Annotated in this window: 20 protein-coding genes; 8 read left to right on the plus strand and 12 right to left on the minus strand. The window is 37.9% G+C overall.

Features of this window, described 5'->3' with window-relative positions; genetic code table 11:
* The first annotated feature begins 282 nt into the window (after positions 1 to 282).
* The gene (locus F959_RS13360) at positions 283 to 1,404 is read left to right on the plus strand and encodes an NAD(P)/FAD-dependent oxidoreductase (RefSeq protein ID WP_004881022.1); all 1,122 of its coding nucleotides are present in this window, start codon (positions 283 to 285) and stop codon (positions 1,402 to 1,404) included.
* On the opposite strand, the gene F959_RS13365 is transcribed toward F959_RS13360, so the two are convergent.
* Entirely contained in the window at positions 1,387 to 2,295 is a 909-nt protein-coding gene (locus F959_RS13365; RefSeq protein ID WP_004881024.1) for a TIGR01777 family oxidoreductase, read from the minus strand. The genes F959_RS13360 and F959_RS13365 overlap by 18 nt on opposite strands.
* 71 nt (positions 2,296 to 2,366) lie before the next feature.
* Positions 2,367 to 2,819 (minus strand): ABZJ_00895 family protein, encoded by a 453-nt coding sequence (locus F959_RS13370; protein WP_004881025.1) that lies wholly within the window; start codon positions 2,817 to 2,819, stop codon positions 2,367 to 2,369.
* Between the two features lie 304 nt (positions 2,820 to 3,123).
* On the opposite strand from F959_RS13370, the gene F959_RS13375 reads away from it, so the two are divergent.
* Positions 3,124 to 3,501, plus strand: coding sequence for a VOC family protein (locus F959_RS13375; protein ID WP_004881027.1), 378 nt, complete (start codon positions 3,124 to 3,126; stop codon positions 3,499 to 3,501).
* A gap of 47 nt (positions 3,502 to 3,548) precedes the next feature.
* Here the strand turns inward: F959_RS13375 and F959_RS13380 are convergent, their stop codons facing one another.
* The gene (locus F959_RS13380; RefSeq protein WP_004881029.1) at positions 3,549 to 4,331 is read right to left on the minus strand and encodes a crotonase/enoyl-CoA hydratase family protein; all 783 of its coding nucleotides are present in this window, start codon (positions 4,329 to 4,331) and stop codon (positions 3,549 to 3,551) included.
* Positions 4,332 to 4,834: 503 nt separating this feature from the next.
* Here F959_RS13380 and F959_RS13385 point away from each other — a divergent pair.
* The 3 genes from F959_RS13385 to F959_RS13395 all read left to right on the plus strand — a co-directional run bounded on the left by F959_RS13385 (position 4,835) and on the right by F959_RS13395 (position 11,886).
* Positions 4,835 to 6,877: a BCCT family transporter gene (locus tag F959_RS13385; protein ID WP_004881031.1), complete on the plus strand. Its 2,043-nt coding sequence runs from the start codon at positions 4,835 to 4,837 to the stop codon at positions 6,875 to 6,877.
* A gap of 152 nt (positions 6,878 to 7,029) precedes the next feature.
* Positions 7,030 to 8,280 carry an exonuclease SbcCD subunit D gene (locus tag F959_RS13390; RefSeq protein ID WP_017196917.1) on the plus strand — a complete coding sequence of 417 codons (1,251 nt, stop codon included), beginning with the start codon at positions 7,030 to 7,032 and terminating at the stop codon, positions 8,278 to 8,280.
* A 9-nt stretch (positions 8,281 to 8,289) separates the two neighbouring features.
* Positions 8,290 to 11,886 (plus strand): AAA family ATPase, encoded by a 3,597-nt coding sequence (locus F959_RS13395; protein WP_004881034.1) that lies wholly within the window; start codon positions 8,290 to 8,292, stop codon positions 11,884 to 11,886.
* Positions 11,887 to 12,020: 134 nt separating this feature from the next.
* Here the strand turns inward: F959_RS13395 and F959_RS13400 are convergent, their stop codons facing one another.
* Positions 12,021 to 12,674: a YajG family lipoprotein gene (locus F959_RS13400; protein ID WP_004881037.1), complete on the minus strand. Its 654-nt coding sequence runs from the start codon at positions 12,672 to 12,674 to the stop codon at positions 12,021 to 12,023.
* A 201-nt stretch (positions 12,675 to 12,875) separates the two neighbouring features.
* Positions 12,876 to 13,553 (minus strand): YggS family pyridoxal phosphate-dependent enzyme, encoded by a 678-nt coding sequence (locus F959_RS13405; RefSeq protein ID WP_004881039.1) that lies wholly within the window; start codon positions 13,551 to 13,553, stop codon positions 12,876 to 12,878.
* A 126-nt stretch (positions 13,554 to 13,679) separates the two neighbouring features.
* Between F959_RS13405 and F959_RS13410 the strand changes: the two genes are divergently transcribed.
* Entirely contained in the window at positions 13,680 to 14,717 is a 1,038-nt protein-coding gene (locus tag F959_RS13410) for a type IV pilus twitching motility protein PilT (protein WP_004881041.1), read from the plus strand.
* Between the two features lie 24 nt (positions 14,718 to 14,741).
* Entirely contained in the window at positions 14,742 to 15,860 is a 1,119-nt protein-coding gene (locus F959_RS13415) for a PilT/PilU family type 4a pilus ATPase (RefSeq protein WP_004881042.1), read from the plus strand.
* A gap of 96 nt (positions 15,861 to 15,956) precedes the next feature.
* Here F959_RS13415 and fur read toward each other — a convergent pair whose 3' ends face one another.
* Positions 15,957 to 16,394, minus strand: coding sequence for a ferric iron uptake transcriptional regulator (fur, locus tag F959_RS13420; protein ID WP_004881044.1), 438 nt, complete (start codon positions 16,392 to 16,394; stop codon positions 15,957 to 15,959).
* Positions 16,395 to 16,505: 111 nt separating this feature from the next.
* Between fur and F959_RS13425 the strand changes: the two genes are divergently transcribed.
* Positions 16,506 to 16,904 carry an outer membrane protein assembly factor BamE gene (locus tag F959_RS13425; RefSeq protein WP_004881046.1) on the plus strand — a complete coding sequence of 133 codons (399 nt, stop codon included), beginning with the start codon at positions 16,506 to 16,508 and terminating at the stop codon, positions 16,902 to 16,904.
* A gap of 53 nt (positions 16,905 to 16,957) precedes the next feature.
* On the opposite strand, the gene F959_RS13430 is transcribed toward F959_RS13425, so the two are convergent.
* The 6 genes from F959_RS13430 to argB all read right to left on the minus strand — a co-directional run bounded on the left by F959_RS13430 (position 16,958) and on the right by argB (position 22,112).
* Positions 16,958 to 17,284 (minus strand): RnfH family protein, encoded by a 327-nt coding sequence (locus F959_RS13430; RefSeq protein WP_004881047.1) that lies wholly within the window; start codon positions 17,282 to 17,284, stop codon positions 16,958 to 16,960.
* On the minus strand, positions 17,284 to 18,366 hold the full coding sequence (locus F959_RS13435; RefSeq protein WP_004881050.1) for an SLC5/6 family protein: 1,083 nt from the start codon (positions 18,364 to 18,366) through the stop codon (positions 17,284 to 17,286). The genes F959_RS13430 and F959_RS13435 overlap by 1 nt, the downstream gene beginning before the upstream one ends.
* Before the next feature lie 257 nt (positions 18,367 to 18,623).
* Complete coding sequence (locus F959_RS13440; RefSeq protein WP_004881051.1) at positions 18,624 to 19,079, minus strand: bacteriohemerythrin; 456 nt, start codon at positions 19,077 to 19,079, stop codon at positions 18,624 to 18,626.
* Between the two features lie 283 nt (positions 19,080 to 19,362).
* On the minus strand, positions 19,363 to 20,211 hold the full coding sequence (locus tag F959_RS13445; protein WP_007481247.1) for a class II glutamine amidotransferase: 849 nt from the start codon (positions 20,209 to 20,211) through the stop codon (positions 19,363 to 19,365).
* Positions 20,212 to 20,310: 99 nt separating this feature from the next.
* The gene (locus F959_RS13450; protein ID WP_004881056.1) at positions 20,311 to 21,087 is read right to left on the minus strand and encodes a GNAT family N-acetyltransferase; all 777 of its coding nucleotides are present in this window, start codon (positions 21,085 to 21,087) and stop codon (positions 20,311 to 20,313) included.
* 125 nt (positions 21,088 to 21,212) lie between these two features.
* Positions 21,213 to 22,112, minus strand: coding sequence for an acetylglutamate kinase (argB, locus tag F959_RS13455; protein ID WP_004881059.1), 900 nt, complete (start codon positions 22,110 to 22,112; stop codon positions 21,213 to 21,215).
* Positions 22,113 to 22,124 lie beyond the last annotated feature (12 nt).

Raw genomic sequence — 22,124 nt, forward strand, 5'->3', positions numbered from 1 at the left:
CTCGGAAACGTCATCCGCAATTGTTTGAGACAGGACAACATTAAAAGAATGATGTTTCTGCGATTAACTAAACGAGTTGATGGTAAACAACGAGTTTTGCGGATGACAATGCCTTTGCTCTTACGAAGCTTCAAACGCTTCTCAGGGCAAACCAAAGTAAGTCTAGCTGAAGGCTAAGCATAGAATAGATTGAGAACTCGGCAAGACTCCGCCGTATTTATTCTTATTAATTTAGATCAAATTTGGGCGCTCACCCAAATTAAGCAAATAAAACTGGTTAACATGCATATTGCCATCATTGGTGCGGGTATCAGCGGATTAATGACCGCATTAGAACTTGTTGAACAAGGCTGTTCAGTCGACATTTTTGATCAACAGCAAGCGGGGCAAGCTGCTTCTTGGGCAGGTGGAGGAATCCTTTCTCCGATGTACCCTTGGCGATATGCACCAGAGGTCAATCAACTTGCTCAACATGGTAAATCTCTGTACCAAATATGGAATGAAAAGCTGCTGCCGATTACAGGAATCGACTTTCAAATCCACGATACAGGCATGCTGATTTTTGATCAGGAAGATTTTAAAGTTGGTCTCGATTATGCAACTCAATTTAATGAACCTATGCAACAGGCTCATTTATTAAATAGAGAAAAATTAGAACATGTTAATCCGCATATTTCGGCACAATTTCAACAAGCGATTTATTTCCCACAATTATCCAATGTGCGTAATCCACGACTATTGCAATCACTGATTCGCTATTTAAAACAACATCCCCTCGTTCAATTTTTTGAACATTGTCCAATTGAAAAGCTACTGATTCAAAATCATAAAGCACAAGGCATACAACTCAATGACGGACAGCGTTTTTATGCAGACCATGTGGTACTGGCTTCAGGCGCATGGAGTCAGCATTGGCTAGAACAACTGCAACGAGAAATTCCAGTTCATCCAGTTCAAGGGCAAATGCTATTATTCAAAACACCCGAAAACTGGTTACCTACCATGTGCATGAATCGTGTGATGTATCTGATTCCTCGCCAAGATGGGCATATCGTATGTGGCTCAAGCATGGCGGAAGTTGGTTTCAATACAAGTACCGATAGGCAAACACAACAGAATATTTTAGATGCTTGCTTAGAAATGGTGCCCGAACTTGCGCAGTTTCCAATTGTAAAGCGTTGGGCTGGTCTACGCCCAAGCTCGCCTAAAGGTATTCCTTATATTGGTCAAATGCCTGATATCGAAAACCTTTGGGCAAACTTTGGACATTTTCGCAACGGACTATGTATGGGTTCTGGCTCTGCCCTTTTACTACGCCAATTGATTTTAGAACAAAATACCATTGTCAATCCCAGCACCTATTCACCTAGCCGCTTAGAAAAAACATTATTGATGACGAGTTAAAATGTCTTTGAGGGCTGATTCAAGTGTTGGATATTGGAATTGAAAACCATACTCAACCAAAGCTTTGGGTTCAACAAATTGACCATTTAAAATCAATTGAGACTGTTCACCTAACATCAATTCAAAAATACATTTAGGCATTGGCAGTAGCGGCTTACGCTTTAAAATTTTTGCCGCAACTTTTACAAATTGCTGCTGATTTGATTGCTCAGGTGCAACCAAATTATAGACTTTTTGTGCTTGATCAGATGTGAATAAAAATTCGATTGCGCTAAGCACATCTTGGATATGAATCCATACAATCGGCTGTCTTCCAGATGCAATTCGCCCCACGGTATTTAAACGAATGGGCAGTAACATTTGCGGCAGAATTCCACCATGACCAAACACAACCCCCAAACGAATGATTTTGGTGTTTTGTGCAGTGAATTTGAGCGCCATTTGCTCCCATTTTTGGCAAAGTTCAGACATAAATATAGCTTGGGGCGGTGTATTTTCATCGCAACTTACCGCCCATTGTTCATTTGGATCAATGCCGTAATAACCAATTGCAGAACCAGAAATAATGCACTTGGGGAAGATTTGATGTACATCTAGCCATTCATACAGTTTTTGCGTCATTGCAACACGGCTTTCAATCAGCTGTTGTTTACGACTTTCAGTCCAACGCTTAGCGCCAATATTCTCCCCTGCCAGATTTACAACATAATCAATTTGTGTCGTCTCTATTTGCTCAAAATGATTCACCCAATACAGATCAGGATGATCCGATGATTTATTCCTTTGCCGCGTCAATGCGATGACTTTATATTGTCTTTCCAATAAATAAGCTAAAAGATGGGAACCTATGAAACCACTTGCTCCCGTTACCAATACAGTCAATTTTTGCATCTCACGACCTATCAAAAATTATGTGTATTTGTAGTCTTAGCAAAATAAAAGTGAATTACAAGTGAACTTTTTTAGTGCGTATTAAACATCTTGTTCGCCATTCGTTGAGCTTGTGGGCCATAAAACCAAAAAGTAATCAAAAATAATGGAACGGCAATGACGAACCACATGGCTAAAACTGTCAATAAAAATGCAGGTTGTTTTAAATACAATAAAAAGTTCTGCCAAATTTCAGGGTCTTTACGTGCAAAGATAAATAAACCAAGCAATAAACCACAAGCGTTATACCCCCAAAAGATCAAAGTAAAGCCCAGTGTTAATCGTTTTTTCTCTTGAGGTGTTGGCGCACGACGCTGTTTTTTTAGAAATCTGAATAAAACAAAAATTATCGCGATCAAATAAGGAATCGCTGTTAACACACCGCCTACACTATTCGGTAAAATTGCAGCCAAGATACCAGCTATCAAAGTTGCAAGCAGACAAATAATAAAAAACCAAATATAGTACAAACGCAATGAAATCATAAAGATAAACCTAATAGAATCGGCTTTGAAAAATAATTATAAATTTTTTTCTCTTTTTTTTCATTTTTATGTCAACCAATCCTCATCGAGCAGCGTTATATAGGGTACAAGGTCGCAGCAACCGAATGTTCATTGCACGGCATCCGCAATATTTTTCGGTGACCTTTCATTATGACTCTCCATCTTTGGCAAAGGTTTTGTTAGCAGCCAAAACCTTTAATAAAGATTTTGACCGACGATTTCTCATCACTCGAATCGTCGGTTTTTATTTTTTATCACCAACAAAAATAACAAGGATAAAAATATGAATCATCTTATTTATTTTGAAATTCAGTCTTCAGATCCAAAGCGTGACATCCATTTTTATCAATCTGTGTTTGATTGGCATTTCGAAAAAATCGAGGGGCTTCCAATTGAATATTATCGTATCGAAACAGATGGAATCCACGATGGTCTATTACAACGGCCTGTTGCTATACCACCTATGGAATGTGGTACCAATGCTTTTACTTGCTCCATTCAAGTTGAAAACTTTGATGAAACGGCAAATAAAATCTTAAATTTAGGCGGTACTGTTGCTATGCCAAAATTTGCGATACCAAATCGTTGCTGGCAAGGCTATTTTGTCGATTTGGATCACAATGTATTTGGGATTTGCGAGGTCGATGAAAATGCCAAATAAACCGGTCATCCCAATATGTTATATAAACAATCAGAAAAACTTAAACTTCATTTTCCTTTAAAATCAGGTAGTCGTCTTTCAAGCATAGCCCTTACACCCTCTTGGGCATCTTGAGATGAAAATAACGGTTTGAGATAACTATCCATTTTCTGAAATGCAAACATCTGTCCTTCGGTTACAGCATCGGTTGCTGATGCCAATAAGGCCTGTACTGCCAAAGGTGCGGCAATACAAATTTCTTGAGCTACCTCGATAGCGCGATCTAGCTGTTTACCTTTTTCAACGATCTCCGAAAGCAAATTAAGTTTATCTGCTGTTTGGGTATCAAAGGTTTTACCCGTTAACAAATATGGCATCGCTTTTTGCCAACCTGCTGCTTGTACAAATCTTACTGTCGCGCCACCAAATGGCATAATTCCACGTAATACTTCAAGCTGTCCAAATATGGTGTCTTCACTTGCAATCACTACATCCGCATTGAGCATTAACTCAACGCCTGCGGTATAACAAAAGCCTTGTACGGCGACAACAATAGGTTTCGTTCTATGTCGTCCACTCACACCCCAAGGATTTACTTGACCTTCCTCAAAATTAAAAATTCCTTGTGGAATTTTCGGTTGTAATTCGACCAGATCTAAACCCGCAGTGAAATGATCACCATGTGCAAAAATCACGGCGCAACGCAATTCAGGATTATTTTCATATTCAGTTAAGGCTAGGGATAAATCGGCAATCATATGACTGTCAAAAGCATTACGCTTTGCGACCCGATCTAAGCCGATCAACATAATATGTCCCATTATTTCTCGGCTTACTTTTCCTAAGCTCATTTTATTTTCCTCTTTGTAATCATCATCTCGGTAACAAACTAATTGATGGTTTAAATATCTTCAATGTATGTCTTGTAGATTTTTTGGCTTCAACACAACTCTTTTTTTGATTTAATTAAAAGTATTTCAATCATCATATTTTAGGTATTTTTGCATTGATTAGGAAAATGAATAAACAGTGATTTTTTTTAATACAAACTTCATTAAATACTGATTTAATTTAGTTTTTCAAAATTTAGCTCGATAAAATCAATATAAAAATATGTCTGAATTCTCAAACTAAACGGATCAACTTTTAACTTCGCCTGACCATTTCAACCATGTGCACTGATTTGTCGCATCATCATTTTGACGTTATTATAGTCAATATGAAGAAAATGATGTCGAGCAAAGCACACACTTATTCTTATAGATTCAAACGCATTATCATCTATCAATGATGTTATACGAACCCTCTATCGACTTAAAAAATTTAAGAAAAATATCGAAAGGAAAGGTTTTGTATGACTTCCACTACAGAAACAAAAGGATTTTTTAAAACAGCAATCTTACTTCCTGTTTTTATTCCAGCCGTTATCGTCATTGTCTTCGTGCTATTTGGAACAATCAGTAATCCAGAATTAGCAGGTCAATTTTTCTCAGAAGTTCTTAACTATGTAACCCATACTTTTGGTTGGTTCTACATGTTAGCCGTCGCAACATTTCTTATTTTTATTGTTGGGATCGCAATGAGTAGCTGGGGAAATATCAGATTAGGCCCTGATCACGCTGAGCCAGAATATAGTTTTTTATCATGGTTCGCGATGCTATTTTCAGCAGGTTATGGTATTGCGCTTTTATTCTTTGGGGTGGCCGAACCTGTTTTGCATTTTAGTCAGCCACCTCAAGGGACACCAGAAAGCGTAGATGCCGCAAAACAAGCCATGCAAATCGCCTATTTCCATTGGGGTTTCCATATCTGGGCCATCTATGGCGTAGTTGGCTTATCACTTGCCTATTTCACTTTTCGTCATGGCCTACCACTGGCAATGCGTTCGACATTATTCCCCTTAATTGGAAATCACATTAATGGCTGGATGGGACATACCGTTGATACCTTTGCAATTCTAGGAACTTTATTCGGGATTGCCACGACCTTAGGATTATCTGTAACGCAAATTAATACGGGGATGAATTACTTATTCCCTTCTATCCCAATTAGCACGCCTGTGCAGATTGCAACCATTTTAATTATCACACTGTTGGCAACTTTTTCCGTTGTTGCAGGTATGGATAAAGGCATTAAGCGACTCTCCATTATTAATATTGGACTTGCTGTTGCGCTCATGTTGTTTGTATTTATTGTTGGCCCAACCTTATTTATTTTACAAACATTTGTTGAAAATACAGGAAGCTATCTCAGTAATTTAGTTGAACGAACTTTTAGTTTACAAGCCTATACATCAAATGACTGGATCGGAAACTGGACTTTATTCATCTTTGGCTGGACGATTTCATGGGCACCATTTGTTGGTATCTTTATTGCGAAAATTAGTCGTGGACGAACCATTCGACAGTTTATTGTCGGTATTATGCTCATTCCAACCTTTTTCACGTTCTTATGGTTTTCAGTCTTCGGTGATACCGCTCTGCATATGATTATGGTCGAGGGTTATCGCTCACTGGTGCAAGATGTTCAACAAGATAAAGCAATTGCCTTATTTAAGCTCTATGAACATTTGCCACTCACGTCTTTATTATCCTTTCTCAGTGTTATTTTAATTATTACGTTCTTCGTAACCTCAGCAGATTCAGGCTCATTAGTGATTGATTCCCTTGCCTCTGGCGGAGTAACAGATACTCCGATTTGGCAACGTATCTTCTGGTCGACCACACAAGGATTAATTGCTTCAGCATTACTACTTGCTGGTGGTTTAACGGCTTTACAAACGGCCTCTATTGTCAGTGCGCTGCCCTTTACCATCATTATGTTGATTGCAATTATTGGAATGTGCCGAGCCTTGGTGATTGAACAACATCGCAATGCAAGCTTAACTCACCATCAACCGACCCAACACGCCCCTGAAAAAAGTGATGATACAGAATCCTTAATTCAACGTCGTCTACACTGTCTTGTAACGTTCCCAACTCAGCAACAAGTGAGCCAATTTATCGCAACAACGGCTTATCAAAGTATGGAAGCAGTAAAACAAGGTTTCCAAGATAAAGATTGGCCCTTTGAAGTGATTTACGATGAAGTCAATACGCGAGTACAACTCAGACTATCCGAACTCGATAATGTTGAATTTATCTACGAGGTTAGGATGTGTGAATATACGATTCCAAGCTACATGAAAGACTTGAAGCGTAAAGAATACGCTGATCAAGAAAAATATTATCGCGCTGAGGTTTTCTTACTTCGTGGTGGTCGAGCGTATGATGTGTATGGTTTCGATCAAAGTTCTCTTATCAATGATATTTTAAATCAGTTTGAGAAATATCTTCACTTCTTGCATATTTCACCAAGCACATTACCGTGGAAAATGGAAAGTGATATGCATCATTAATCTGACAGCAAAATGCCCTAAATTATGTAAATAATTTGGGGCTTTTATTTTATGGCTTTGATCTTCCCTCATACATTCAGATAACACGATCCTATTTTAAGTACCAATTTATGCTACCTTATCCTTATTCAAAAATAGGGATTTTCTATTTCATGACTGTGCGTTTTTTTCATACGTCTGACTGGCATTTGGGACAGTTTTTTTATAACCACTCACGCCAATATGAACATGAACAATTTCTTGCATGGTTACTGGAACAGATCAAAATAAAACAACCGCATGCGCTACTGATCGCGGGTGATATTTTTGATGTCATCAATCCAAGTTCACAAGCACAAAAACAACTTTATCAATTCCTTGCAGATGCGCATGATCTTGCGCCACAGATGCAAACCTTAATGATTGCAGGTAATCATGACTCAGGTTATCGTATCGAACAAGTTGAGCCTTTATTAGAAAAATATAATGCCAAAACCGTCGGCGTGATTCGTTGGAATCAAGACAAAAGCCTCGACTTGGAGCGTTTAATTTTACCGATTTATGATGAGCAAAAACAGATTGTGGCATGGTGTATTGCCCTACCTTTCTTGCGTTCAGCAGAAATCACTGGGTTTAATGAACACACCACCAACAGCCAAAATGCGATTGCTTATTTACATCAACAATTAATTGAAGAAGCTAAACATCGTAAAACAGATGACCAAGCACTGATTTTAATGTCACATGCACATATGCAAGGTGGAGAAACTTCCGATTCAGAACGACCAATTATTATTGGCAATGAAGAAGCACTTTCGACTACTTTATTCGACGACAGTATTGATTATGTGGCACTTGGGCATTTGCATAAACCGCAGAAAGTTCAACATCCTCATATTCGCTATAGCGGCTCACCAATCCCACTTTCCTTTAGTGAAATTAACTACAAACATCAAGTGGTCGATGTCACAATTGACTCAGCAAATGTTGAAAATAAATTTTCTTTTGATGCCATTGCGATTCCACGATCAATTCAGTTGCATAAAATCAAAGGCGAATTGAATGAAGTCATGCAGCGTCTTAAAAATTTACCCAATGAACCCATCGAAAACATTGATCACCGAGAATATGTCGATATCGAATACCACACTGCCACACCACCACAACCCAATTTAAGACAACAATTTGAAGATGCGCTACCTAAAGATCGTTATCGCTTGGTACGCATTTCAAGACAGTATTTGTCTACTGAAAACTCAACTGAAACTAAGCAAAGTATCAATTTAGAACCGCCAACACCTGAAAAGCTTTTCGAACAAATTTGGGAGAAAAAAGGATATGACAACGATAGTGAAGTTATCAAAGACTTTATGAGCCTCGTTGCTGAAGCACAAAAACAACTTGAAGATGATCAGACTGTTTAAGGATTTGCCGTGAAAATTTTATCGATTCGACTTAAAAATTTGGCATCTCTTGCAGGTGAACATTTTATTGATTTTGAAAGCGAACCACTGGCAAGTGCTGGTTTAATTGCCATTGTCGGCAAAACAGGCGCAGGTAAATCTACACTACTTGATGCGATGTGTTTAGCTTTGTTCAATCAAATTCCTCGTCTTAAATCGAGCGATGGCAAACTGGTCGATGTTGATGGTTCAGAGCTGCTGACTAATTCCCCTTTGACAGTATTACGTCGTGGGACGGGACATGGTTTTGCTGAACTGTGTTTTGTTGCTCAGGATCAAAAACATTATCAAGCACGTTGGGAAATTAAACGCGCCCGTGAAAACCCAAATGGCAAACTACAAAGTGTACAACGGTCATTAAAATGCCTGACTGATGGTGTGGTGATTGCAGATAAAACCAAAGCCGTAGAAAATCATATTCAACACATTACCCAACTCAGTTTTGAACAATTCACCCGTGCCGTGTTACTCGCGCAATCCGAAGTGACCGCATTTTTAAAAGCACGTGATAATGAACGTGGTGAATTATTAGAATATCTCACCAACTCTAGTATTTTCGCCAAGATTGGACAATTGGCTTTTGAAAAAACCCGTGATATCAGCAATCAACGCAAACAACTGGAAAATATACTGGGTCATATCGACATCCGTTCAGATGAAGAAGTTGCTGAATTACAGAACCATTTTCAACAAAAACAACAGCAGGTTCAACAGCTTGAAATTGAAAAAAATCACCTCAAACAACAACAGCAATGGTTTGAGCAACGAGATAAAATCAACAATGAAATTGGATTAAAACAACAACAGTATGATCAGCAACTTAAAGCACAAGAAACCATTACCAAAGATCGCCAATTACTGGGTCAATTAGAACAGTTTGCTGAGATACGCCCTGTTGTATTTCAAGAGCAACAGTTGCAAAAAACATTGCAACAACTCACACCACAGATTCAACAAAAGCATCATGAGTTTAGTGCCTTAACGACTCAATTTGAGCAACAGAAATCGCTGTATACACAAGCCGACACTACACTCAATCAATTTCAAGATTTCGAACAAAAGTATCAACCAGAACTTGTCGATTTAAGAGTATATTTGCAAAAACGTGAACATATTAAAGAAAACTATAACAACACTAAAAATCGACTGACTCAACTGGAAAGCCAGCAGCAACCACTCATTGAGCAACAACAACAGCTTGAACAACGCATTAAAAATTTAATTACGCAACATACGACCTGTTTAGAACAGTTAGAACACAGTGCTCAATACGCGCCTTTAGATAAAGGTTTAAATGCCCATATTCAACAACTCAAGCAATTTATTCAGCAATATCAAAAAGTAGAAAATGCGCTCGGTTCTATTCAACAAGCACAAGCGAAACTTGAGCAAGATCAAAATACATTCGACAGTTTAATCGCGAAATTTGGCACAACCCAACACATTGAACAGCGTATTGAGCAGCAATTGAAATCAAAAGAAGCTCAACAGCTTCGCCTTAATCAATTGGATGTAATTCAACAAAAACTTCAGCAGTATTTTGAATTAAAAAATGAAGTTGTTTCTTCTCAAAACAAATTTGACGCTGCGCAAAATCAATCTCAACAGCTAGAACAACGCAGCAAAAAAACTGAACAAGATTATCACGCTGCTAAAACTGAACGCGAGAAACTACAACAGGTTTTGCAACAACAACGTCTACTGCATGCTGAAAATATTGAACATCTACGTGCTGAACTCAAACACGGCGAAGCCTGTCTAGTCTGTGGCAGTACCGAGCATCCTTATCGTGATGATGAGAGTCAAATCTCTAAAGCGCTATATGAATTACAGCAACAACAAGAACAACAAGCAATTCAACAAGAACAACAGCTTTTCCAGCTTTGGCAAAATACACAACAACACTTCACCCAAAGCCATACTGAACAAACTCAATTGCAACAACAGTTACAGCAGTTGAATGAAAAATTAAAAACACATGATCAAGTGTTACAACAGCATGTATCACAGACGAATATTCAACTCGATTTCAATCTCAGTGAGCATGACATCACGAATAAGATGCAAACATTCATTTTAGAGTCGACGCAGGCTCAACAACAGCTTGAAAAGGAATTACAACAACTTAACCAAGCCAATAAAGATCAGCATACGCTCAATCAAAATATTCAGAATACCCGTCATCAACTTGAGACCGTACAACACTTACAACAACAGATTCATCATATCGTGGACTGTCTCAAGACAGACGATAAAACCTCTTGGTCTAAGCAAGGCGTGTCATTCTCACAACAAGTCTTACACGCATTGCAACAACGCAGCCAACAAATAGAACATGCGGAATCACTCACCAAACAGAAAGACCAATTCGATCAGCAGCTAATTTTATTAAAGAGCAATTTGGTAGGACTTACCACTCAACAAGTTGAATGTGCACAACAGCTAAAAGACATCGAAATTAAAGGCAAACAAAATACTGATGCTGCCAATCAACTAATCTTGACCATGACAGGTTCAACTAAAATCAAAGCCAATGAATGGTTACAACAGCATGATCAACAACGTCAGCACTTACAAAACCAATATCAGCAGTTAAAGCAGAGTTTTGAACAGGCTCGTCAAAATTTTGAACAACAGAAAAACGTACTCGATCAACTCAAATCACAACAGCAACAGAATCATGCGTCTTCGGAACAATGTAAAACTGAAATTAACAGTTGGTTAGCTCAATATCAAAATTTTGCAGAAGATCAACTCAACGAATTAGTTGCGATTTCATCAGCTCAAGAACAGCAGATTCGGAGTGCAATACAGCAAGCAGATCGTACGCTCAGTGAAGTAAATTCTGCACTAAGAACTATCCAAGAACAGTTGAATACACATCTTCAATCAGAACCGAATATTCAGGTTGAACAACTCACTGAATTGATAAATACCAATCAAGAAGTTTTGCAGCAAGCAACAGATCAGCGAGATCAATTAAAAGTTCAACTTGAGTTACATCAGCGTAGCATTGAGAAACAAAAACAATTTGCCGAGCAAATCCAGCAGGTTCAACAGCAAGAACATCGCTGGAATAAAATCTCTAGTCTGATTGGCGATTCTAAGGGTAAAGAATTCCGAGATTTAGCACAGCAATATAACTTGGATATTTTGCTCGAATATGCCAACCAACAATTAGCGATGTTGTCTCAACGCTATACATTAAAGCGCTTGGATAATTCGCTGAGTCTCGCCATTATCGACCATGATATGGATGGTGAAACTCGTTCTGTGGCTTCATTGTCTGGTGGTGAATCGTTCCTGACTGCCTTGGCAATTTCTTTAGCGATTGCCAATATGGCTTCTGGTTCAATGAAAATCGAATCTTTATTTATTGATGAAGGCTTTGGGACTCTCGATGCATCTTCGCTTCATATGGTCATGAATGCGCTTGATCAACTACAAAGTCAGGGACGAAAAGTGATTTTAATTTCCCATATTCAAGAAATGCATGAACGGATTCCTGTACAGATTCAGGTACAACCCATTGGTTCAGGTTCAAGTCGGGTTGAGGTAATTGGATAATATTAAAAAGCCTCGATATTCTACCGAGGCTTTTCTTAACTTTAGTTTAATATAGCTAGAAGTTAAAAGTCTTTATCTCAAATTTTTAATCGAATAGATTAAATTTAACGCTCGAAAGTAGAGCATTATTTATTTTAATTATTCTCTTTTAGCTTATTCACTAATTTAGCTTCATAATCATCTAAAGCAAGATTAGTATTTTTAATCCACATAGCCCCTGTCACAGCTTGAAGCGATTTCGTTATTTTTGTTTCAACCACAATTTTTTTTGCTGGTTCTTTGTCGTTTAAAATAGTAGTTTCTATTTCAGTATTTAATTTAGCAGCCCAGAATCCAAGCTCAACCCACGACCAAAATTTATCAATTTTCACTGAGATCACTAAATCTGCATTTTGGTAGTTTGCTTCTGATGCAGGTACAACTCGATATCCTGATTGATTTAAAGCACTGACGACTCGCTTTTCGACTGTAGAAGCTACAGTACCATCACGCAGCATAATATCTCCAAGCGCTTTACCATAACCATTTCTTTTTCTTGCTATAGCCTTTGCTTTATCGTCTGCTGTTGCTTTCTCTAATCCACCTTTTAATGAAGGAATATTTGGCGTTTTTGGTTTTTCCTCAAACACTCGATCATCTTCTACAATTTTGATAATAGCTGTTTTATTTAGATTCTCTGGTTGAGCTGTTACTTTAGGATCTGCTAGGGTTACTAATCCTCTTGTCGTAACACAACCAGAAAGGACAACAACTAACATCAACAAAGATGCCATTAAAATTCTATTCATGATATAACTCTATAAGTTTTCTAATACTAAATGAATTGAAAAATGATTTAAAAAATAAGATTGAGTAACTCAAAATCAATCTTATTTTAAAATAATTTTAATATAGTTAAAAAAGATTGCATTAAAAATTATTGCAACTCATTTTTAAACTAGACATTCTACATATTTAATTATTATCTACAATTTAATTCTAAGTATTAATTAACTTCTTTTTCCAAACAACGCCGTCCCTACTCTTACCATCGTTGAATCAGCTGCAATTGCAGCATCTAAATCAGCAGACATCCCCATACTTAAAGTATCCCAGTCTTGTGGCTGTGCATGTTGAGATTTTACTTGCTCAAATAGGACTTTGGCATCTGCAAATGCAGCATGATTTTCAGGCGCAGGAATCACCATCAAACCACGTAAACGGATATTTGGAAGTCGGCTAATTTGTTTAACTAACTCACTAACTTCTTCTGGCTGACAACCATCTTTGGAATCTTGCCCATCAATATTCACTTGCAAACAAATATTCAAAGTTTTTTGAGATTCTAAGCGCTGACTCGATAAACGCTCCGCAATAATCAAACGATCAACCCCATGTACCCAGTCAAATTTTTCAGCTAAATGTTTGGTTTTATTGCGCTGCACATGTCCAATAAAATGCCATTCGATCTCTAAATCTTGTAACTCTTCTATTTTGGTCAGTGCTTCTTGTAAATAGTTCTCACCAAAACTACGCTGTCCAACGGCATACATTTCTCTAAGCGCTAAACTTGGATGTGTCTTTGACACGGCTAACAATTGCACTGTTGCAGGATCACGTTGGGCTTGCTGACAAGCTTGTTCAATTTGACTTAAAACAGATTGGCGGGATTGTTCCGATTGATTCATTGACACAGTTCTCATTTATGAAATCTTTTTTTGCGTTCGCATTCTATAAGGTGTTGGTAAGCTAGAATGAAAGCCGTATATTATTCTACAAAATAATGAGACATTTTTGATTGTTTCGGGGAAATTATGGATATTACAGAATTACTCGCCTTTTCAGTAAAAAACGGTGCTTCAGATTTACACCTTTCTGCGGGTATGCCGCCTATGATTCGTGTAGATGGTGAAGTTCGTCGTATTAACTTACCTGCATTAGAACATAAAGATGTACACCGTTTGGTGTATGACATTATGAATGACAAACAACGTCGTGATTTTGAAGAAGATCTAGAAACAGACTTTTCATTTGAAGTACCTAATATCGCTCGTTTCCGTGTGAATGCATTCAACCAAAACCGCGGCGCTGGTGCGGTCTTCCGTACCATTCCTTCAAAAGTTTTAACGATGGAAGATTTAGGTCTGGGCTCAATTTTCAAAGAAATTTGTGATTATCCACGTGGAATTGTACTTGTAACAGGTCCAACAGGTTCAGGTAAATCAACCACTTTGGCTGCGATGATCGACTATATTAATGAAAATCGCTATGACCATATCTTAACTGTCGAAGACCCAATCGAATTTGTACACCAATCAAAAAAATGTTTGATTAACCAACGTGAAGTCCATCGAGATACACATGGATTCAACGAAGCACTTCGTTCAGCGCTCCGTGAAGACCCTGATATTATCTTGGTCGGTGAGATGCGTGACTTAGAGACCATCCGCCTCGCTTTAACTGCAGCAGAAACAGGTCACTTAGTATTTGGAACGCTACATACCACCTCTGCAGCAAAAACCATTGACCGTGTGATCGACGTATTCCCTGCTGAAGAAAAAGACATGGTGCGTGCCATGTTATCAGAGTCATTACAAGCCGTTATTTCTCAAACACTACTGAAGAAAAATGGTGGTGGTCGTGTCGCTGCACATGAGATTATGATTGGTATTCCTGCGATTCGTAACCTTGTTCGTGAAAACAAAGTTGCACAAATGTACTCAGCGATTCAGACGGGTGCTAACTATGGTATGACAACGCTAGATCAAAGCCTGAAAACCTTAGTTTCTAAGGGATTAATTAGCCCTCAAACAGCCCGTACCGTTGCTAAACAGCCTGAATCATTCCTATAAAAATAAATGGATTAGAGAAATATCATGGACTTTAATGATTTACTCAATTTGATGATTCAGCAAAATGCATCTGACTTATTTGTCACTGCTGATGTTGAACCATCAATGAAAATTAATGGTCAGATCGTACCTGTATCAAAAACTAAATTGTCTGGGGAAATTGTTGGTCAACTTATTCAGTCAGTAATGACTGATAAGCAACGTAAAGAGTTTGCAGAAACTCGTGAATGTAACTTTGCGATTACCAACCGTGAAAAAACTGCACGTTTCCGTGTGAGTGCATTTCAGCAACGTGATATGCCTGGCATGATTTTGCGTAAAATTGAAACGCACATTCCAAGCATGGAAGATTTAAAATTACCCGAAGTTCTTAAAGAACTTGCAATGACCAAACGCGGTATCATTATTTTTGTTGGCGCAACAGGTACTGGTAAATCAACTTCTTTAGCATCAATGATTGGCTTCCGTAACCATAATTCGAAAGGCCATATCATTACCATCGAAGATCCAATTGAATTTGTACACCAACATGCAGGCTGTATCATCACACAGCGTGAAGTCGGTATCGACACAGATTCATTTGAAGTCGCACTGAAGAACACCTTACGTCAAGCACCAGATGTGATTCTAATTGGTGAGATTCGTTCTCGTGAGACCATGGACTATGCTATTGCTTTCGCAGAAACGGGACACTTAGTGCTTGCAACACTACATGCGAACAATGCCAACCAAGCATTAGATCGTATTATTCACTTCTTTGAAGCAGACCGTCATAGCCAACTTTACATGGACTTGTCTCTAAACCTACGCGCGTTAGTTGCGCAGCAACTTATCCCAACGCCTGATGGTAATTCACGTCGCGCTGCAATTGAAATTTTAATTAATACTCCACTCCTTGCAGATTATATCCGCAAAGGTGAAATTCATGAGATTAAGGATCTAATGAAACGCTCGCGTGAGCTAGGTATGCAAACCTTCGACCAAGCGTTGTTTGATCTTTATAAAGCAGGTGAAATTACCTATAAAGATGCGCTTAAACATGCAGACTCTCCAAATGACTTACGTTTAACCATTAAGTTATCTGAAGAAGGTTCAGACCAATTATTGAGCGCAAGTAAAAACATTACATTTGATGGCCAATAATTAGCGCTAAGCCCATAAAAAAAGGAAGGTTTTTTGTAACCTTCCTTTTTTATTTGTTCATTTTTAGTGAACAAGAAAATAAAGCATAATTCGCACTTATTTTTTACGATAAGCTTCTTGGCATTCTGCATCATTACAGTAGCCATATAAATTTAAAGAGTGTCCAGTGAGTGCAAATCCATGTTGATCTGCTACAGCATGTTGCTCTTTCTCGATAATATCATTAGTAAATTCAACAACTTTATTACAATTCAAGCAAACTAAATGATCGTGATGATCTTCTTGCATGATCTCAAATACAGAGTGATTATTTTCAAAGTGATGGCGCTGAATAATACCTGCAGCTTCAAATTGTGTTAAAACACGATAAACCGTAGCTAAGCCAACATCTTCACCTTGCTCAAGCAAAGTTTTATAAATATCTTCTGCACTTAAATGATGTTGTTTTGAATTTTCTAATAATTCCAAAATCTTAATACGAGGAAGGGTAACTTTAAGTCCAGCTTTGCGTAAGTCTTGATTGGAAATAGGCATGAAAAAAGGTCTCTCAACAAATCTTAAGTTGGAATAGGCAATAGAGTTTAGATGCAGTATGATCTATCCTTGAACCAAATGCATCATCATTTATCAGGATAGTGTAGCAAAATGCAAAAAATCATGCTGACGTTATTCGTCACTTCAGTACTTAGCGGTTGTTCAGTCTTTGGTGTGTATAAAGTCGATATTCCACAGGGAACTCCATTAACCAAAGCACAAGCATCTCAAGTACAAGTAGGCATGAGCTTTCAACAAGTACGTTTCTTACTTGGTAGTCCAACTGTAACAGATCCTTTGAATCCACTGCGTTGGGACTACATTTATAACTACATTCCAGGTACTTATGCTAAAAAAGCAAAAATACCAGCAGCACATGGTCAACATTTAAAAGTTTATTTTGATGGAAATGGCATCGTAGAACGCATCGAAGGTTTAGATACTATTCCAGAATCACAACCTGGTTTACCAGCATCAAAAGAAGCCATTTTGACTGCGCCCCCACTATAACCACTTTCACATAAAAAGAAACCCCTCATTGAATTGATCATGAGGGGTTTTATTTATGAATTTGATGGTCTAAAGCGATTGCCCTTGGCAAATCTTCCTACAGGATTCTTTGCGGCACGTTTTCGCCGAATATCTTTGGGATTAATTGTTAATGCACGATAGATTTCAACACGATCACCTGCATTGAGAACAGTATCCACGTCGATCTTGCTTCCAAAAATACCCAACTGTAAGGGCTCAGGTAATGCGACCTGCTCAGCGATTCCACTTTTATGAATAGCATCTAATGCTGTCATTCCATTCATGAAATCAACAGTAATATGAAATTGCTGCTGTTCAGTTGCGAATGCAACCGATACATGCTGCTGTTTGTGTTCCATTAGAAGATCTGTCCAATAACTGCCACAATTGCGACAACGATTGATAATGGCAATACTAAACGAACCGCAATACGCCATAAGTTATAGAACAACTCATTACTAAAATTCATCGCTTTACGCAAATGACTGATTTTCATAATCCAACCAGCAAAAATGGCATAGATTAAACAAATCACAAGTCCCCATAACATAAGCGCAATATTAAAAAGTGATTCAACTTGTGGTACAGCCCAAACTGCAATTGCAGCGAGAATGATCAACCATTGCACAGCCATCGCCAATTGACGCTGAGCCAATTGCTCTTTAGCAAACTGAATCAATAAAGCTGCTGACGACACAGCTGCAAATATCCAAACAAGTGCTGGAATTTGTGCATGTAAAGAGAAGAATCCAAAAGCAATGACAGCCAATAATTGTGCAATCCAGACAGGTAAGGCTGTAGATGTCGCAGCATCTTGTTTTTGAATATCAGCAAGGCTTGTCTGCCAATACAGCCCTAGACCTAAACCTGTCGCTACAAGCGCAAGAACAGTCGCATTGCCCCACTCTTTAAACTCAACACCAGTCCAGTGCCATGCTTGTAGATGTGTTCCCATAACATTTACGAGAACGAACGCAGCAAGTACCCCAAGTGCAGATAAAGCAATTAAAAACTGACGAGGAATAAAAGATAATCCCACAGCAATAACAGCTAAAACTGCAAAAATAATTTGGCTCGTAATATCTAAAGAGAACTGTTGTCCGATCAAATGCGCAGCGGTCGTTAAAACACTACCAGCAAAAAAAGGAACAAACACAACTGCCAACCACCCAACAATACGCCATTTAGGTGAAGCATCAGCATCTCGTGTCAGACTCGATAATGCTTGTAAAGCCGTTACCTTCGAGCGTTTTGCTAATGCAATTTCTAAATATCCAATTGGCAGTGCCAATAAAATCATCGTACCTAACCAAAGCAACCAAAAATCAAACTGACGATCAATTTGAATCCCTACTGTCGGTGCTAGTGTAGTGATCATGACAAATGATAAGCAAAATGCCATCACTGGAGTGAGCCAGCGTGACAGAGTTGTGTCCTGCATAATGCATTCCTTGAAAAATCTTTGAACTCATTGCGCTATATGGTGTTTGCAATGAAATATTCAATGTATTTTGCCTTTCTCAAGCATGAAAATCAAAACAAAAGATGTCGAAATAAAAAGGCAAACCATCATTTCAGATGGTTTGCCGCGCACTAATTATTATAATGTTTATTCGACCCTCTATTTCTCACTCATGCCTATCGTATTATTTTTATTTAATAGAGGGTCTTTTTTATTATTTTTTTATTCTCTTATTATTATGAGAAAAATCTAGAAAACCAATTCTTCCCTTTTTTCTTTTCATTTTCTTTAATAATACCCATCATATTTTCTTTAACTGCACCCACATAATCAGCATCATCATGACGGATATGATTAATCAGCCATTTTGATAGTACTTCATGCAATTCAGTATCAATGTTATGTCCTAATTCAAAACGCTCACGATATGTCTCTATCTTCTTGATAAATAAGTCATGAACACGTTTATGTGGAACGCGATATTTGTAGTTCGCCTCTTCTTGAAGACTTTCTTCAAAAGTAAAATGAGACTGAGTATAGTCAATAATATTGTCTAAAACACTTTTCATTTTCATACGATCATTGGAGTGCTTTAAATCAGCAATTTCATTAATATAATCTAGAATACGTCGATGTTGATCATCAATAACCTCGATTCCTGTATTATATTCGACAGACCACTTCATACCCATATCGAACCCCAAACCAACACTTTTTATTGAATAAGAGCATAATATCTACAAAGTGAGTAAATAAAAACACAGCGTTTTTGTCAGATTTTAAGTATTTCCAATTAAAATAAATTAACCTATTGTTTTATATTTATTTAAATATTTTCACCAATCAAAACACTCAAGTATTTTTTAACCAACAAGAAAAATTATCTCTTTAATTTTATTGAAATATGTATAAAAAATACAACTTTAGTAGCATAAGAAAATAATATGCAGACTATTAATTAGAGTTATATTGAAATTAATATTGATCAGCTTTGGTTACTCTTTTTAATGATGGGTTTTCAGCTTCTCTTACAAGTCGCTCAATATGAGTTAATGCGTGTTTTATTGATTTACCATCTTGAAATAAAATCATTTCACCAGGCTGATACGCTGTCCATGCTTCATTATGCGTTAAAGGTTCTGTCGTGATGACAGCAACTCTGTCTTCAGGTGTTGTCACTTCACTAAAGTCGACCTCAACGTCTAAATCAATGAGATGTGCATGCTGAAAAGGGTATTCCCTTACTAGCCAATGTAGCTTCGTTGTTGCATAACTAAATAAAGCTTTGCCATTTGACAAACAGAAGTTAAAAGTTCCATGCTCAGCTACTTGCGGTGAGATACGTTCTAATAAAGAAAATATTTGCTCCAAGCTCGGCTCAGTGTAGCCAAACTCCTCAACCAATTGATCAAGCAAAAAGCAAAAAGCGAGTTCACTATCAGTATTACCAACAGGTTCAAAGCGACCACTTAATTTTGGATCAAAATTATGTAAATCACCATTATGTGCGAAAATCCAATGTCTCCCCCATAACTCTCGCAGAAATGGATGAGAATTTTCTAAAGTAATCTTACCCTGCGTCGCTTTTCGGATATGTGCGATGACATTACGAGACTTGATTGGATAATTACGCACTAAGTCTGCAATTGGGGATTCAACAGCTGATTGATTATCGACAAATAAGCGACAAGCTTTATCTTCAAAGAATGCAATCCCGAACCCATCACAGTGATCAGACGTCACACCAGCTCGTTGAGAAAAACCACGAAAAGAGAAGGTAATATCTGTTGGAGTAGCGCAATTCATTCCTAATAGCTGGCACATATCTATAATCTTTTTAACATCTTCGCCTATTGTGCATGAGGTTTCGATGTATTGTAAATCTCAATATGTGCTCACTATAGGATTGAGAACGATATATGCTTATCGTTGCACCATCTTATTCATTACAAAAGAAGTAGCAATCTTATTTACTTCTAAAAAAACAAAATAATCTAAACATTTAAAATGCTCATCATAGAATGCTTCTTTAGATAGTTTTGACTGCATCCCCAAATAAGTTTGGAACAATTTCGGCATACGCTCATCTTGAGGGAAACTGAAATCAGGACGTACTGGCTCAAACGCATGCTTTGAACGAATATCGATGGTTTGATGATCTGCCAACTGTTGAATCTGGCGATGAGTGTAATAAGTACGAGCCAAATTGTCTTCTAGATGAATGCTGACGCAACCCATCAAGTATTTTGCACGCATTGACCAAAGTACTTTTGGTGCTAAATTCAACCATAACATCGACAATGCTTTACCAGAGCGAAAACGTGGATGTACGCAGGTACGCCCAATTTCGAGAACATTCGGTAAATGTGATAACTGAGGAACGATTTCAAACTCTTTTGCACTGTAGCTCTGGCTAATTTCATGACCTTGGAATAATTTAAGGCGTGTATAAGCAACAATCTCACCAGTCCACTTCTCACGTAACACAGCGTGTTCACAACCAAAATCGTAAAGATCCTGATCTAAACCATCTTCAAATGACATACCAAATTGATGAGCAAATTGCGTTGCTCTAAAACGTTGTACTTCTTGTAATTCTTTTAAGTTGTCCACCCATTCAAAACGGAATTGATTTTGAGCTGGTTTGTGGCGTAAAGGTAAAGTCAATGTCTGACGATATTGATTTAGTTTTTCTAGCATAATGAAAGCTCCTTATGGCTAGATTTACCTTAAATCCCTTAAATGACAGTGCAATGACTAAAACATGAACAGGTCATGACAAAAAAAGACCTACTAGAGGTCTCTTTTGAAATCAATATAGTGAATTAATGTTTCACTCGATTGGTAATCAATGTACCCACACCATGATCAGTGAATATCTCTAATAAACTTGCATGTGGCACACGACCATCAACAATATGTGCACTCACAACACCACCTTTCACAGCATCAAGCGCACAACCGACTTTAGGAATCATGCCACCATAAATCACACCTGTATCGATTAGACGATCAACTTCTTGAGTTGTTAAACCTGTTAATAGGTTTTTATTTTCGTCTAAAACGCCAGTGATATTGGTAAGTAGAATAAGCTTCTCAGCACCTAATGCTTCAGCAACTTTACCCGCGACAAGGTCAGCATTGATGTTATAGGTATTACCGTCCTCATCGACACCTAATGGTGCGATCACAGGGATAAAATCACCTTGAGTAAACATTTCTAATACATCAGTTTTTACACCTGTAACCTCACCCACCATACCTAGATCAATTTGCGAAATTGAACCATCAGCTTCCTGTTTTTCCATTAACAGTTTACGCGCACGAAGTAAATTACCATCCTTACCCGTTAAACCAATTGCACGACCACCATGTTTATTGATCAAATTCACGATTGATTTATTGACACTACCGCCCAACACCATTTCAACTACTTCCATCGTGGCTTGATCTGTAACACGCATACCATCAATACGGTCAGACTCTTGACCTAGACGCTTAAGTAATGAATCGACTTGTGGGCCACCACCATGTACTACGATTGGATTTAAGCCCACTGTTTTTAACAGCACGATGTCACGAGCAAAAGAGCTTTCTAACTCAGGATCAGTCATTGCGTTGCCACCATATTTTACAACCAGCGTTTTACCTGAAAAACGTTGGATATACGGCAAAGCTTCAATCAAAATTTTTGCTTTATCAATGCCGATATGCTCGTGTGGCATGTGACTCTCCTT

It is taken from the genome of Acinetobacter venetianus RAG-1 = CIP 110063, from assembly GCF_000368585.1.
Classification (GTDB): domain Bacteria; phylum Pseudomonadota; class Gammaproteobacteria; order Pseudomonadales; family Moraxellaceae; genus Acinetobacter; species Acinetobacter venetianus.

Excerpts from the sequence above, each read along its gene's own strand:
- F959_RS13425 (WP_004881046.1), top strand. The coding sequence starts at position 16,506 with ATGCAAAAAATCATGCTGACGTTATTCGTCACTTCAGTACTTAGCGGT.
- F959_RS13390 (WP_017196917.1), top strand. The coding sequence starts at position 7,030 with ATGACTGTGCGTTTTTTTCATACGTCTGACTGGCATTTGGGACAGTTT.
- F959_RS13440 (WP_004881051.1), bottom strand. The coding sequence starts at position 19,079 with ATGGGTATGAAGTGGTCTGTCGAATATAATACAGGAATCGAGGTTATT.
- F959_RS13410 (WP_004881041.1), top strand. The coding sequence starts at position 13,680 with ATGGATATTACAGAATTACTCGCCTTTTCAGTAAAAAACGGTGCTTCA.
- F959_RS13370 (WP_004881025.1), bottom strand. The coding sequence starts at position 2,819 with ATGATTTCATTGCGTTTGTACTATATTTGGTTTTTTATTATTTGTCTG.
- F959_RS13430 (WP_004881047.1), bottom strand. The coding sequence starts at position 17,284 with ATGGAACACAAACAGCAGCATGTATCGGTTGCATTCGCAACTGAACAG.
- fur (WP_004881044.1), bottom strand. The coding sequence starts at position 16,394 with ATGCCTATTTCCAATCAAGACTTACGCAAAGCTGGACTTAAAGTTACC.
- F959_RS13375 (WP_004881027.1), top strand. The coding sequence starts at position 3,124 with ATGAATCATCTTATTTATTTTGAAATTCAGTCTTCAGATCCAAAGCGT.
- argB (WP_004881059.1), bottom strand. The coding sequence starts at position 22,112 with ATGCCACACGAGCATATCGGCATTGATAAAGCAAAAATTTTGATTGAA.
- F959_RS13400 (WP_004881037.1), bottom strand. The coding sequence starts at position 12,674 with ATGAATAGAATTTTAATGGCATCTTTGTTGATGTTAGTTGTTGTCCTT.
- F959_RS13450 (WP_004881056.1), bottom strand. The coding sequence starts at position 21,087 with ATGCTAGAAAAACTAAATCAATATCGTCAGACATTGACTTTACCTTTA.
- F959_RS13415 (WP_004881042.1), top strand. The coding sequence starts at position 14,742 with ATGGACTTTAATGATTTACTCAATTTGATGATTCAGCAAAATGCATCT.
- F959_RS13445 (WP_007481247.1), bottom strand. The coding sequence starts at position 20,211 with ATGTGCCAGCTATTAGGAATGAATTGCGCTACTCCAACAGATATTACC.
- F959_RS13380 (WP_004881029.1), bottom strand. The coding sequence starts at position 4,331 with ATGAGCTTAGGAAAAGTAAGCCGAGAAATAATGGGACATATTATGTTG.
- F959_RS13405 (WP_004881039.1), bottom strand. The coding sequence starts at position 13,553 with ATGAATCAATCGGAACAATCCCGCCAATCTGTTTTAAGTCAAATTGAA.
- F959_RS13360 (WP_004881022.1), top strand. The coding sequence starts at position 283 with ATGCATATTGCCATCATTGGTGCGGGTATCAGCGGATTAATGACCGCA.
- F959_RS13365 (WP_004881024.1), bottom strand. The coding sequence starts at position 2,295 with ATGCAAAAATTGACTGTATTGGTAACGGGAGCAAGTGGTTTCATAGGT.
- F959_RS13385 (WP_004881031.1), top strand. The coding sequence starts at position 4,835 with ATGACTTCCACTACAGAAACAAAAGGATTTTTTAAAACAGCAATCTTA.
- F959_RS13435 (WP_004881050.1), bottom strand. The coding sequence starts at position 18,366 with ATGCAGGACACAACTCTGTCACGCTGGCTCACTCCAGTGATGGCATTT.